Raw genomic sequence first — 13,613 nt, forward strand, 5'->3', positions numbered from 1 at the left:
TTTGCATATTCATATGATTTCAATTAAAAGGTTTAGTGATTCTATATTTAATAAGTATTGATGTTCCAATCTGCAGCTTTCTTCTGTCCGCGAAAGCTTTCGAAGCGAACAGTTTCATCCTTCTCCTCTGGTGCATTTACAAAATGAACAAAGCGTTTACGAATTTCCGGATCCTCCACAGCGACTTTCCATTCACAGCGATAACTATCAACAAGCAGCTGCATATCCTGTTCCCAGGAATCACCCATCCCCAGACTATCCTGTACCACAACATTTCTTAGATAATCTATTCCGCCCTCCATTTTATTGAGCCAGGTAGCAGTCCGCGTTAACGGATCCGCGGTGCGGATATAAAACATCAAAAAACGGTCGATATAACGGATACAGGTTTCACTATCGATATCCGAGGCTAATAATAAGGCATGCTGCGGCTTACTTCCACCGTTGCCGCAAACATAAAGGTTCCAACCTTTTTCGGTTGCAATAATTCCAAAATCCTTACTCTGCGCTTCAGCACACTCGCGAATACAACCACTAACAGCCGACTTGATCTTATGCGGAGCACGTAGTCCACGATAGCGTTCCTCTATCCGTATCGCAAAAGAAACACTATCGTGCAACCCAAACCGACACCAGGTACTGCCTACACAGCTTTTAACAGTCCGTAGTGCCTTACCATAAGCATGTCCACTTTCAAAACCCGCAGCAATAAGTTCTTCCCAAATCAATGGCAGATCATTGAGATGTGCACCAAATAAGTCAATGCGCTGTCCACCCGTAATTTTTGTATATAACCTGTATTTCTTGGCCACCTCCCCAATAACGATCAGTTTATCCGGGGTAATTTCACCGCCTGGAATACGCGGAACCACCGAATATGTCCCACCCTTTTGTATATTAGCCAAATAACGGTCGTTACTATCCTGAGCCACATCATTACCCTTGCCAAGAATCATCTCGTTCCAAAGACTGGCAAGCAAGGAAGACACCAAAGGTTTACATACTTCGCAGCCATGGCCATGGCCCAGCGCATCCAATACATGATCATAACTTTTAAGCTCGTGGATCTTGATCAGATCATAAAGCTCCTGACGGCTCAAATTGAAATGTTCACAGATGGTACTCCGGATGTATTTCCCTTGCTGTTTCATGGTGTAATTAACAAGGTCCTTAATCATCGGCACACAGCCGCCGCATCCTGATCCGGCTTTGGTACATTTCTTTACGGCGTCCGCATTTTCACAATTTTTAGTTGCTACAGCATCACAAATCTGTGCTTTAGAAACTCCTTCACAACTGCAGATTAGCGCCGCATCAGGAAGAGCCTCTAGACCAGAAGAAGCCGACCTGATGTCACGCTGTTGGTCGAAAAGGAGAAGTTCTGGATGTTCTGCTAATGCGAGGTCATTGTTAACCATCTGAAGCAACATGTTGTAACTTGTCGCTTCCCCGACAAGTATTCCGCCCAATAGCCGCGTTCCATCTGTACTGACGTTTAGTCGTTTATAAATACCCTTATTACGATCCTCCAATAAGATCGTTCGAGCATAAGGTTCACTGATAAAAGGATCTCCAAAACTAGCCACATCAACTCCCATCAGTTTCAGTTTAGTGCTCATATCAAACCCTATAAAAGATTTTTCTTCCCCTACGATTTGAGCTGCCGCAATTTCAGCCATCTCATACCCCGGCGCCACCAGACCATAAATCATATCATTCACCAAGGCGCATTCACCGATGGCATAAACTGAAGGGTCTGAGGTCTGCATCTGTGCATTCACCAAAATTCCACCCCGTTCACCGACAGCTAGGCCCGACTTCTTGGCGAGTTCGTCACGGGGACGTATACCAGCCGATATCACCAGCAGATCTGTCGCCATGGAGGTGCCGTCGTTAAAGGCGACTCCTGTGAGGCGATCATCACCCAGCAGTTGACTTGTGGATTTTTGCAATAAGCAACGCAAGCCCAATTCCGCGAGCTTATGCTGCAAAAGCACACTGGCACTATCGTCGATCTGGCGTGGCATCAGGCGGGGAGCAAATTCAATCACAGCAGTTTCTTTTAGGCCAAGATCTAGGAGAGCTTTAGCAGCTTCAAGACCCAAAAGTCCGCCCCCCATGACCGTACCAGTTTTGACCTTTGCCGCATAAGCCTTAATCAACTCCAAGTCTTCGATTGTACGGTAGAGAAACACCCCTTCTTTCTCAATCCCAGGAATAGGAGGAACAAAAGGGGCAGAACCTGTCGCAAAAACCAAATAGTCATAATTTAATGTAATCCCTTTTAGAGACTTCACTTCCTTTTTCAAGAGATTTATAGCAATAACAGGATCATCTAAATGGATTTTTACATTATTTTCTATATACCACTCATTTTTTAGCAAAAAAAGCTCATTAATGGACGAAACTTTGAAGTAATCTGTCAAATGAACACGATCATAAGCTCGAATTGACTCCTCTGCAAATACGGTTATATCTAGGTTATTAGATTTTTGCTTTAATTTTTCACAAATCTTATTACCAACCATACCATTTCCGATAATAACAACATTTTTTCTATCCATAATCATAATTTTTATTGAAAAAAATCAATTTACACTTTCAATAACACTAATTTATGGAATAAAAAATCAAAAAATCAAAATAAATATGATTTTTATAATATTTTTTCAACAATAAAACATAAAAATTAATACAAAACATGATTTTAGTCATATTTTTTAATACTTTTATATAAAATAAAAACAAAAAAAAAGATATAATGAAAGAAATAAAGAAAAAAACCTTATTTATTGTAGGTTCTGGACCAGGAGACCCCGAATTACTTACCATAAAAGCTTATAAAGCGATAGAAAATGCTGAAGTGATCCTATATGACAACCTAATTAATCAAGAAATCCTTCAAATAGCAGACAAAAACTGCTTAAAACACTATGTTGGCAAGCATCCTTATGGAAAATACGTTCCTCAGGAAGAAATAAATAAACTTATCCTACATTACTGCAGCAAATTCGACAGGGTGCTACGACTTAAAGGTGGTGATCCCTATCTTTTTGGCCGGGGTTTTGAAGAATGGCTTACCGTGCAAAACAGATCCATTGACATCACCTATATTCCGGGTATCAGCAGCATGCAAGGCGCAGGCCTCCATAATATTCCATTAACACATCGCAGTGTAAGTGAAGGCGTATGGGTATTGACAGGCATGAAGAAAGATGGAACCCTTTCATCCGATCTGCAACTAGCGGTTCAGAGCAGATCTACAGTAGTTATCTATATGGGTATGCGTAAGCTCGACGAAATTGCACGCACTTATGTGTTACACGGTAAAGGAGAAACAACAGCCGCGATTATACAGCACGCAAGCTTACCTCAACAAAGACAAGTGCATTGCAAAGTCAAAGATCTCGTAAAAATAAGCAAAGAGTATAACATGGGACATCCAGCCATCATTATCATAGGCGACGTCGTGAATCTACAACATACATTGACACTGGCTACCGAAAAAAGGCACATCATCTAACGCTATCTGCCCGTCATTCTGCCGGACACAACAATACCACTTCGCAGCAGCACGTAAACAGAAGAGCTTGCCGCAGGGATGATTATTCGCTGAATTCGACCACAATACAAGGCCAAAATAGTCAGACCGTCTATACAATCTGCAGATCCATATTTCTAAATGGATTCAATTCGGAATCATTGGAGTCCAGGTCGGTGATCAATGCCGTGAGCGAATCTATTGGACATACCCTAAACAGTTCCCCTTGATAAAGCTTATTCTGGCTGGCTAAGGCTATTGTTTTCTTTGCACATTGCACCATCATCTTTTTGGTTTCGCCATCTGCAACTGACGTTGCCGAAACACCGAGCTCAGGATCTACAGCACAAGTTCCCATAATAAAGATATCGGCGTTATATTTAGCAACTTCCATACAGGTTGTGATGCCTGAAGTTACCGCCAGATCGGGTTCAAAATTACCACCCAAAAAAATAAGTTCCACATTTTTGAACTTCTCGAGCAGCGGCACTATGGAAAAATTATTCGTAACCATCCGGATCCGGATATCCAATGGCATCGCATTCACTACGGCCCATGTCGTAGTGCCACCATCCACAAAAATGGTCATGCCATCTTTCAGAAATGGCTGTACCTTTAATGCAATAATATCTTTTTCTTTGGTCAGAAACGATTGCCTATCCTGGAAAGTCAACGGATCTTTTTCGCGAAGCATAGCCCCACCCCTGGTCTTGGAAAGCAACCCATTCCGATAGAGAAGATCTATGTCGCGACGGATGGTATCTTCCGATACCGCCAACAATACCGCCAGTTCTTCGAATTTCACCTTCCTCCGACTCGCTACTTCGCGGAGGATTACCTCAAAACGTTCTTCTTTTAACATGCTATTACTTCCTGATTTTATAGATAAGGGCTACCACTAGAAAAAGTAAAGCTATTGTTTCGAAAGCAATGATCAAAGAAAAATGCTGTGCAATAGCACCCAAAAGCGCCGGTCCTGCCAGCTGACCTGCATAGCCCATTGTTGAAATAACCGGAATGGCTACTGTCGGTGAAAGTCCTTCAATCCGTCCACCCTCGCTAAAAAATACTGGGACAATATTGGCAGCTCCCAGTCCCAACAGGACAAATCCGACAAGTGTAACCGAAAGCCAGGGACTAAATACCAGGATCAAGATACCTAATGACGCCAATAGGCTCCCACCGATCACCACCACTTTACTATTCAGCTTGCTTACTAATCGATCTCCCTGCAATCTCATCACCGCCATCGCCACGGAGAATGCCGCATATCCAATTCCCGTAAATTCCGGAGATACGCCTTTGTGGTCCCGCAAGAATATCGCACTCCAATCCAACATCGCTCCCTCCGACAGAAAGGCGATGAAACACATCAGCCCAAGTACCAGCACACTCCACCTGAGCCATTGAAATCTTTTTTTGGAAACCCGAGTCTCATCAATGTGGGAAAACTCGACAATGATTTCCTTTTCCTTATGGTAACCCAGCAGCTTTCGATATTGTAAGATCAATAGCAGTATTAAAAAGATAGCGATAGTAACTGCCGCATAAATCGGAATTAGCCCCATCTTTATCAGAAAACCCAAGCCGATCGACCCAAATAGGCCACCTACGCTGAACAGCCCATGTAAAGATGACATGATCGGTTTACCCATGGCATTCTGAACCTGCACACCATGTGCGTTCATAGCCACATCTATACTACCTATACTGCAGCCAAATATAAAAAGAACACAGGCCATCAAATAGCTATTTGTTACCGTCAACAGAACAGGGAGCACAACGGCAGCAATTATACCTGAGATCAAAATCACTTGTCTACTCCCAAGTTTCCCGATAAAAAAACCAGAGAGAGGCATCGTTAATAGTGCACCACCCCCCAAACACAGCAGTAAAAGCCCCAGTTCTCCATCGTTAAGACAAAGACGGTCCTTGGCGAAAGGTACCATCGGTGCCCAGCTTGATAGCGCGAGGCCACATACCAAAAACATAACCTGTGTCGCTGTTTTTGCCTTAATTATCGATTCGTTAATGATCGGTTCGTTCAACATCCTGACAAATTTTACATTGCAATATTATGCAAATTTGCATAATATTGCAATGTAATTAAATAAAAAGATTTACCATGCGAATAGAACACCTCGCCCTGTGGGTCGATGACCTCGAGAAAATACGTGCTTTTTACGCCAAATACTTTGGTACTGTTAGCGGAGAAAAATACCATAATCCAAACAAGGGGTTTTCATCCTACTTTCTTAAATTTCGCGAGTCAGACGCACGTTTAGAGATTATGAACCGTATTGATATCACTGTAGCAGCAGCTGACAGAAGCCTGAGCAAAGGTTATACCCATCTAGCCCTAAGCGTCGGTGGAAAAGATGCTGTCGATAAGTTGACCGAGCAATTACGGTCGGATGGATATATTATTGAAAGCGAACCCCGTACGACGGGCGATGGGTATTATGAAAGTGTCATACTTGATCCAGAGGGAAATCCAATAGAAATTGTAGCTTAAACGAAAAAAAATAAAGCATCTCGATGGTGCTCGAGATGCTTTACCTTAATCCGTATGAAAAGAAAGTCCAAAAGGCCTATTTAAGGGATTCAATTACGATTTTTTATAACAGGGTCGATCCAGTAGTAGTCGTGGTCGGTATGGGAAAAGAACTCCATGGGGGTGACGTGACAATCAATGGTGTCGCTGAGCCCATCGTCGGTATAACTGACTACCTCTTCGGAGGGAAGCACCATACCGCTCATAATGGAACCATAGTCCAGGCAATGAAGATCCGACATCAGTACATTGACATGATTCGATACGACCCATTGTTCCATTTCTTCCTTACTGACACGTTTTACACGATCGGCCAAAAAGCGAGCTTCCTCCAGCTCTTTTTCAACGCTGTCCGGAAAAAATAGTAGTAAAAATGCCTCATACTTTTCAACGTCTTTATTTCGAATTGCTTCATTCCGTAGAAACAGCTTCTCACCCATCTGCCCATACTGGTCGGCATATTTCTTCAGTTCCATCTGAGCCAGTTCCTGATCCGACCATTTTTGCAGCTCGGATAAGGCATACACCTCCGTACCTTGTCCGTCACAGCGGTTGAGGTATTCCCAGATATCGCCCTGCACGACTTTAGGTTTCTTCTGCTCCAGCACATTGTAGCCTTGGGCTATCCATGCGTCTATTTGTTCCCTTCTCATGTTCTGCTATTCTTTTAAAAAGAAACAACAGCGCAACTGCAATGGTTTGCTTTTTTCTATTTGAGATTCCGGGCTTTCAACTCCGCATCGACAGCCTTTTCATTTTTACCAAAATATTTATAGGCTAGGACCGCCAGAATCAGGGGAAAAATTGTCGGCCAGGTTATGCCTGCGACGAATACACTGTAGGCGGCTATCCCTAAACAAAAGCCAATGATCGATGCATTGATGATTTTCGTGGGTTTGGCTTTCTTCTTAAGAACCAACAACTCTTCATTACTGAGTTCATTTAATTTTTTTTCTTCCATCAGGTCTGTACTTTTATAGGTTAGTTATTTTGTATGTTGATGCGAATATAATTATTTAAATGGGCAATAAAAAAACAGAAAAGGTTGGAGATTAGCAAAAAGAATAGCGCAAAAAAATAAAAAAGGTCGGATGAAAATGGAACACCCGACCTTTTTAACTAAGTTACTCCTTACATGGATACCTATAGGACAACAGCCGCAGGCAGATGGTTTTTTTTTTTTCCAATTTGTATCAGCTTCTGATCAACCAGTTTTCACCCAATCAGCTCTTGCTTGTACTTTTCAATGCCCAGGCCACTAATAGGGGTTGAAAAAATAAACGGGCGAGCCGCTTTCCATCCGTATCCAATCCAAAGCCATCCCGATGGTCTGTATATTGGGCAATATTTCCGGGAAACACGGCTGCAAAAAATGCTGCTGCGATTTTTCCAACATTCGATCGCTGCTTGGCAGGTGCTAAAATCAGTGTAGCACCCAAAGCAATTTCCGCAAAACCTGAATATACAACTGTATCATCTTTGGAGATCGGAACCCAGTCTGGCACCTGAGCCTGAAATTCCTTACGGGCAAAGGTTAGATGTCCGATACCGGCAACAACCAAAAAAGCACCTAATCCAACCCGTGCAATCTTCTGCATATGTGATTTATCCATAGCTTTTTTATTCAAAGTACATCATTCGACGTAAAATTGTTTGATCTATTACAACGCGTCCATATCATAGCCTATGATGAGAAAGAACAGCAACGTATTACAAGTTTACTCAACGGGGCTGGCGTTATGCCCAATAACAAAAAACGGCCGATCTCCTCAGAGCAAGGCCGCTTTTTCAGATAGACAAATGGTACGTCACTGCATCCTGGCTCTTTCCTGTAGTGCAGATCGGTATCACTAACGGAACAACTGCCGGCACTCAAACGTTTTCGAAGAAATATAAGAACAGCTGCCTTTCTCAAATCCAGAACCTGAGCATATTTCCCTATATTTATACCCGTGCTCCTAGAGCTCCTGTTATGTCAATTTCTTTATACATCATCAAACAAGGTGGAAAATTTGCAGATAGCTTTACCTTACGATATTGAATCTCTTTTTCAGCAATACTACCGACAGCTTTGTCTCTTTGCAAACAATATCCTCCACGACGAAGCTTTGGCTGAAGATGTTGTTCAGAGCTTTTTCGCAGGGCTCTGCGAGGGCCGCAATACCCTACCCGATGATGAAAATACACGCCGAGGTTATCTCTTCATTGCCATCCGGAACAATTGCCTCAAACACATCCGCCGTGAAAAAATAAAAAGTAAATACGTCGACCAGCTCGACAAGGACATGATCGAAGAGCAGACCATCATGGATGCCATGATACAGGCCGAAGTCATCGACCAGCTCATGGAAGCCATCAACCAACTACCGCAGGGCTGCAGACAGGTATTGCATATGGCCGTCTTCGACAAACTCTCCAACGAAGAAATTGCGGGTAACCTGACCATCTCCATCAACACTGTTAAAAGTCAGAAAAAAAGAGCTATACAGCTTCTCAGATCACGTTTAGATGCACGAGCACTCCTCCTTTTATTATTTTTACTCACTGAATAACAAGGATTTATAATTTTTATTTTTTTTCCTTCCATCCTTTTACGCCCCCTATGGCTCTTCTCCTTATACAGCCAATTGAACAGCATGATGGATCACCAATTTATACTCGTCGATTTCTTAGTCAAGCACTTTAGCGGGACATTGAGCCAAGCAGATACGCAGGCTCTCCAAAAAATCTTTGAAGATGATCCGAGCCTACGTGAACAATGGGAACGATACACCAGCCAGGGGCTCAGATCTAGCGATGCGGAGTTCTGGAATAACCTTGACTTGGATCGCGCAAGAACGAAGATACTAAACTACACGTCGGCCGAACTAGCAAAACGACCATTACATACCGGCGGCATGCGCCAACTAAAGATCTATGCAGGTCTTGCAGCCAGCCTACTCATCTTTTTAGGTGTCGCATGGTTTCTAAACTCTGCTCCTCAGGACAAACAAATTGTCGCCGATCAAGTCTATCGGTATAACAACGATGTATTGCCAGGAGGACAGAAAGCCACTCTTACCCTCTCCAATGGTAAAACTGTAGCTCTTTCTGACGAGAAAACGACTATAGAGGAAACGCATGGCGAACAGCTTCGGATCGTAGATGGCCAGTTGCAGTACAAACCAAACAGCGGGCAGGCCGAACTTGCAAGCCTAAAAAACACGTTGAAAGTACCTGAATCGGGCTTTTACCGGATGATACTCCCCGATGGTACCAAAGTCTGGATAAATTCAGCTTCCGAACTGAGCTATCCTTTGGCCTTTGGTAAATCGACCCGCAATGTGGAACTACGGGGTGAGGCCTACTTTGAAGTGGCCCACGAAAAAAATCGTCCCTTCATCGTCAGCACAATCCACGGTGCTGTTAAAGTTTTAGGGACAACCTTTAATCTGACGGCCTACAGCAATGTGGCCTCCAATGTCACATTAATCAATGGCAGCATACAGCTGACCAATAAAAATAAAATGACCAAACAAATCGTACCTGGACAGAAAGTCGAATTCGACGGCAACGACATGCGCGTATCTCAGGCAAATATCGAAAAGGAAACCGCCTGGCAACATGGCTATTTCTATTTCGAACACGACCAGATTCAGGACATTATGGAACAGCTGGCACGCTGGTATGATATCCAGGTTATCTACAAAGGACCGATCAGTAAGAAAAAGTTTGGCGGAAGCATGAGCCGAAGTGTAAGCCTCGCCGAAGCCTTAGAACTCATTAAACGCGGGGCCGGCCTTGAATTTGAAATTGACAGAAAAACCGTCACCGTAAAGAATAAAAGCTAAAGAAGATAAACCAATTTTTAAAAACCAAAGGAGGACTAAAGATGATTTAAATATTTACCTACTCCAACAACCATTGCTATTACTCTATTCAGCAGTGCTTGAATAACATCTAGATGTGAATTAAACAAAAAACCAACCCTATTACTGAAAATATGAATTACTTTATCAAATGTAAAGATTACCTATTCGGGAACCGAATGGCTGAACCTAGCTTTGCACCCCTCGTTTCCAAAAAGGTGAAAGCCACCCTTTTCCTGGGTTTACTATTTACCTATGGTGTCTACGGCAAAACCGAAGCACAGCAGGTCACCTTACATATCAATAAGGGTAACCTAAAATCGGTTTTTACTGAAATCAAAAAACAGACCGGTTATCATTTCTTTTATGATGAAAGTCTCTTCAATGGCCTCAAACAGGTGAATGTCAATGTCTCCAACCAAAAGCTGGAAAGCGTGCTCAAAGAACTGTCAGATGAGCTCCCCTTACAGTTTGAGATGCACAAAAATCATATCATCGTCTTGCCGAGCGCTCCGAAAACTTCCCTTCAGCCCAAGCAACAACAGTATACGATAAATGGGCAATTGGTTTCCAAAAAAGACGGTAAACCCATCGAAAACGCAACGATCAGCATCAACGGCGGCAACAACAGGACCTCTTCCGATAGCAAAGGAAACTTTTCCCTGCAAACCGTCCAGGCGGAAGGTACGCTGACCATTTCGCACCTTTCCTTCAAAGCACAGACTGTGCGGTTTAACAGTGCAACAGCCAGTGCTTTGACAATAACCTTGGAAGAGAACGACAGTGCTTTGGAGGAAGTTGTTGTGGTCGGATTTGGTACCCAAAAGAAAGTCAATTTGACAGGAGCCATTTCCCACGTCGGTAAGGAAGCTTTTGAAAATCGGCCGGTTGCCAATATCGGACAGGCTTTACAGGGGCTTGTCCCCAATCTGAATATCACCTTCGGAAATGGTTCCCCAAACAGTACTCCGGGTTTTAACTTACGGGGTGGTACATCCATGAGTTACAATAGCAATACAGGTGTATTTGAATCCGTCAATGGTGATCCTTTGGTGATCATAGATGGAGTAGAAAGCTCTACCGGTGCCCTGAACCAGCTCAACCCGAATGACATCATGGATATGTCTTTTGTCAAAGATGCCTCTGCGGCAGCCATCTATGGTACCAAAGCAGCTTATGGTGTCATCTTGGTCCGTACTAAGCGAGGAGAGTTTAATCAAAGAGGCAAGATCGCCTATAACTTCGACTCCAACTTTGATACGCCATCTGGCCTGCCTGACATTTTAAACGCCTATGAAATCCAAAAATCGGGCATGGATCGGACCCTATGGACGAATGGCAAGCCAGGTACAGCAGATGAAAAAAAGCTGGAGATGATCCAAAAGTACATGGACAATCCCAGTCCCGAAAATGCATGGTATCAGGAAGGAAACAGCATTATTTGGGTCGCTAACGTTAACCCTTTTGAGGAAGCCGTCAAAAAATGGACGCCGATGCAAAAACATACGCTGAACTTGAGCGGTGGAGCCGAGTCCATCAACTACTATATCTCCGGGGGATTACAAAACCAATCGGGCATGTACAAGATCAACACCGATAAGTTGAAACGCTACAATGCGCTGATGAACATCAATGCCAAAGTAAATAACTGGTTCAGCGTTTTTGGTAAAATAGGTTTTGACCAGACAAATTTCAATAGTCCATATATCGTCGGCGGTAAGGGAAGCATCTGGTCGGCCATGATGGGTGAGACAAACAAAAACATCAATATGCCTATCCAAACGGGGCCAAATGATCCATTGCCCAATACCTATACTGACAACATCCTTGCCTGGTTAAGTTATGGTGCAAATAACCAATCGATGGATAGAAGAGTATCCTTGTTGATCTCCCCCGAATTCACCTTGATTCCGAATGCACTGAAATTAAAGGCCGACCTCAGTTATCAGCCCCAGTCTTATAGCTTGAGCCGATACAGCCCCAAATTCAACCAAGTCGTAGACTCCTGGCAATATACATCGCAGCAAGCCGAGGCGGCAGAAAACCGGGCCTATTTTGACAACAATAACACCAATAAATACCTGGTCAACATCTATGCAGATTATAAGAAGACCTGGGCAGAGAAACACAATTTTTCCACCGTAGTGGGTTACAATCAGGAACAGACAAAATTTAATCAGATCACCAATACATTCCGCAAACTGATTTCGCCCGATATACAGAACCCGGATGCAGCTGAGGATCCTTCTTTACATACAGTATCCAGAAATGCATACACCCTGGCTGGACGTGCCGTATTTGGCCGTGTGAACTACAACTTTGCTGAGAAGTATTTCTTTGAGAGTAACCTACGTTATGATGGAAGCGCCAAATTTACGGAGAAAGATCGATTTGTCACCTTCCCATCCTTCTCTGCCGGATGGCGGATATCGCAGGAGGATTTTATGGCCGGAACGAAGAACTGGCTCAACGAACTTAAACTGCGCGGAAGTTGGGGGAAATTAGGAAATCAGCCCTCATCCATCTATCCTTATCAGGCAACGATGAATACAGGCAAGGCTCCTTACTTAATCAACGGGCAGCAAATAGTCTATATCGACCCGCCGGGACTCGTATCCCCTTACCTCACATTTGAGAAAGCCAGAACCTGGAACGTCGGATTTGATGGAACATTTCTCAAAAACAGGCTCGATGTAACATTTGAATATTACAACAGAAAGACCACCGACATCCTCACCGATGGAAGTGCCTCATTTCCGACAACATTAGGGACGGCCGCACCGCTGGAAAACTCGGGTGTTTTGGAAACTAAAGGATTTGAACTTTCCTTCCTTTGGAAGCAAACCATCAATCCCGATCTACGATATCGCGTAGGTCTCAACCTGTCCGATTACCTGACCAAAGTACAGCATTACGCAGCCAACACCAGCATGATGATTACCAATTCTTCTGGCAGGGAGGTGATGTATGATGGTAAAACGATCGGCGAAATATGGGGTTACCGCACCGGTGGTATACTACAGGAAAGTGATTTTGCGGGACGAAACGAAAGCAATGGTAACTGGATCTACAATGGAGCTTATCAAGGCACCCTCTATCCGGGATATATCTGGTATCAGGATCTTGGCGGACCCGAGGGCATTCCAGATGGGAAAATAGATGCCGGACTGAACACCTTGGCAAATCCAGGCGACCGTGTCGTTATTGGAAATTCTACACCACGGTATCGATTTGGTATTACCGGAAACGTGCAATATAAACATTTCGATCTTGACTTCTTATTCCAAGGTGTGTTGAAACGTGATATCTGGGCCGGACTATCTTCCTATTGGGGCGGTGGCGCAGGCTCAAAATGGATGTATGAAAGATCTTGGACACCGGACCGCACAGATGCTGAGTTTCCAATGTACGGTTCCTCAGTCAATGTGCAGGACAGATACCTCATCAATGGGGCCTACCTGAGACTTAAACAGGCGGTATTGGGCTATACCCTACCGCAAGAGATGACCAAACGATTTGGTGTGGAGCGCCTGCGTTTCACGCTTGCCGGTTACAACATCTTTGAAATTACAAAAATACCAACAATTTTTGATGTCGATCAGATATCTGCCGACTATCCACAAAAAAGATCAATTGCTTTTGGAGCCCAAATTGTATTCTAACCATTACT

Annotated in this window: 11 protein-coding genes; 5 read left to right on the top strand and 6 right to left on the bottom strand. The window is 43.6% G+C overall.

Going from position 1 to position 13,613, the window contains the following annotated elements:
- Window positions 1-47: 47 nt before the first annotated feature.
- Window positions 48-2,564: a nitrite reductase large subunit NirB gene (gene nirB, locus BGP15_RS16575; RefSeq protein WP_286770170.1), complete on the bottom strand. Its 2,517-nt coding sequence runs from the start codon at window positions 2,562-2,564 to the stop codon at window positions 48-50.
- Between the two features lie 197 nt (window positions 2,565-2,761).
- Here nirB and cobA point away from each other — a divergent pair, with 197 nt between their 5' ends.
- Window positions 2,762-3,523 (top strand): uroporphyrinogen-III C-methyltransferase, encoded by a 762-nt coding sequence (cobA, locus tag BGP15_RS16580; RefSeq protein ID WP_286770171.1) that lies wholly within the window; start codon window positions 2,762-2,764, stop codon window positions 3,521-3,523.
- Between the two features lie 130 nt (window positions 3,524-3,653).
- On the opposite strand, the gene BGP15_RS16585 is transcribed toward cobA, so the two are convergent.
- Window positions 3,654-4,403 (bottom strand): DeoR/GlpR family DNA-binding transcription regulator, encoded by a 750-nt coding sequence (locus tag BGP15_RS16585; protein WP_286770172.1) that lies wholly within the window; start codon window positions 4,401-4,403, stop codon window positions 3,654-3,656.
- A 4-nt stretch (window positions 4,404-4,407) separates the two neighbouring features.
- On the bottom strand, window positions 4,408-5,592 hold the full coding sequence (locus tag BGP15_RS16590; protein ID WP_286770173.1) for an MFS transporter: 1,185 nt from the start codon (window positions 5,590-5,592) through the stop codon (window positions 4,408-4,410).
- A gap of 74 nt (window positions 5,593-5,666) precedes the next feature.
- Between BGP15_RS16590 and BGP15_RS16595 the strand changes: the two genes are divergently transcribed.
- Entirely contained in the window at window positions 5,667-6,056 is a 390-nt protein-coding gene (locus tag BGP15_RS16595; RefSeq protein ID WP_286770174.1) for a VOC family protein, read from the top strand.
- An 89-nt stretch (window positions 6,057-6,145) separates the two neighbouring features.
- On the opposite strand, the gene BGP15_RS16600 is transcribed toward BGP15_RS16595, so the two are convergent.
- The 3 genes from BGP15_RS16600 to BGP15_RS16610 form a co-directional block, all read right to left on the bottom strand.
- A complete protein-coding gene (locus BGP15_RS16600) occupies window positions 6,146-6,748 on the bottom strand; it encodes a hypothetical protein (protein WP_112373453.1) in 603 nt (200 codons plus the stop codon).
- Between the two features lie 56 nt (window positions 6,749-6,804).
- On the bottom strand, window positions 6,805-7,056 hold the full coding sequence (locus tag BGP15_RS16605; RefSeq protein WP_046674299.1) for a hypothetical protein: 252 nt from the start codon (window positions 7,054-7,056) through the stop codon (window positions 6,805-6,807).
- Window positions 7,057-7,318: 262 nt separating this feature from the next.
- Window positions 7,319-7,708 (bottom strand): DoxX family protein, encoded by a 390-nt coding sequence (locus tag BGP15_RS16610; protein WP_286770175.1) that lies wholly within the window; start codon window positions 7,706-7,708, stop codon window positions 7,319-7,321.
- A 399-nt stretch (window positions 7,709-8,107) separates the two neighbouring features.
- Here BGP15_RS16610 and BGP15_RS16615 point away from each other — a divergent pair, with 399 nt between their 5' ends.
- From BGP15_RS16615 to BGP15_RS16625, 3 genes are all read left to right on the top strand, one after another.
- The gene (locus tag BGP15_RS16615; RefSeq protein ID WP_286770176.1) at window positions 8,108-8,647 is read left to right on the top strand and encodes an RNA polymerase sigma-70 factor; all 540 of its coding nucleotides are present in this window, start codon (window positions 8,108-8,110) and stop codon (window positions 8,645-8,647) included.
- An 84-nt stretch (window positions 8,648-8,731) separates the two neighbouring features.
- Window positions 8,732-9,925 carry a FecR family protein gene (locus BGP15_RS16620; protein ID WP_286770177.1) on the top strand — a complete coding sequence of 398 codons (1,194 nt, stop codon included), beginning with the start codon at window positions 8,732-8,734 and terminating at the stop codon, window positions 9,923-9,925.
- Window positions 9,926-10,077: 152 nt separating this feature from the next.
- Window positions 10,078-13,605, top strand: a complete 3,528-nt coding sequence (locus tag BGP15_RS16625; protein ID WP_286770178.1) for a SusC/RagA family TonB-linked outer membrane protein — start codon at window positions 10,078-10,080, stop codon at window positions 13,603-13,605.
- Window positions 13,606-13,613: the final 8 nt, after the last annotated feature.

Origin of the sequence: Sphingobacterium sp. 40-24, assembly GCF_001899705.1 — a bacterium.
Taxonomy (GTDB): domain Bacteria; phylum Bacteroidota; class Bacteroidia; order Sphingobacteriales; family Sphingobacteriaceae; genus Sphingobacterium; species Sphingobacterium multivorum.

What these genes read in the sequence shown, in the direction of transcription:
- nirB (WP_286770170.1), bottom strand. Translation starts at nt 2,564, where the DNA reads ATGGATAGAAAAAATGTTGTTATTATCGGAAATGGTATGGTTGGTAAT.
- cobA (WP_286770171.1), top strand. Translation starts at nt 2,762, where the DNA reads ATGAAAGAAATAAAGAAAAAAACCTTATTTATTGTAGGTTCTGGACCA.
- BGP15_RS16585 (WP_286770172.1), bottom strand. Translation starts at nt 4,403, where the DNA reads ATGTTAAAAGAAGAACGTTTTGAGGTAATCCTCCGCGAAGTAGCGAGT.
- BGP15_RS16590 (WP_286770173.1), bottom strand. Translation starts at nt 5,592, where the DNA reads ATGTTGAACGAACCGATCATTAACGAATCGATAATTAAGGCAAAAACA.
- BGP15_RS16595 (WP_286770174.1), top strand. Translation starts at nt 5,667, where the DNA reads ATGCGAATAGAACACCTCGCCCTGTGGGTCGATGACCTCGAGAAAATA.
- BGP15_RS16600 (WP_112373453.1), bottom strand. Translation starts at nt 6,748, where the DNA reads ATGAGAAGGGAACAAATAGACGCATGGATAGCCCAAGGCTACAATGTG.
- BGP15_RS16605 (WP_046674299.1), bottom strand. Translation starts at nt 7,056, where the DNA reads ATGGAAGAAAAAAAATTAAATGAACTCAGTAATGAAGAGTTGTTGGTT.
- BGP15_RS16610 (WP_286770175.1), bottom strand. Translation starts at nt 7,708, where the DNA reads ATGGATAAATCACATATGCAGAAGATTGCACGGGTTGGATTAGGTGCT.
- BGP15_RS16620 (WP_286770177.1), top strand. Translation starts at nt 8,732, where the DNA reads ATGATGGATCACCAATTTATACTCGTCGATTTCTTAGTCAAGCACTTT.
- BGP15_RS16625 (WP_286770178.1), top strand. Translation starts at nt 10,078, where the DNA reads ATGAATTACTTTATCAAATGTAAAGATTACCTATTCGGGAACCGAATG.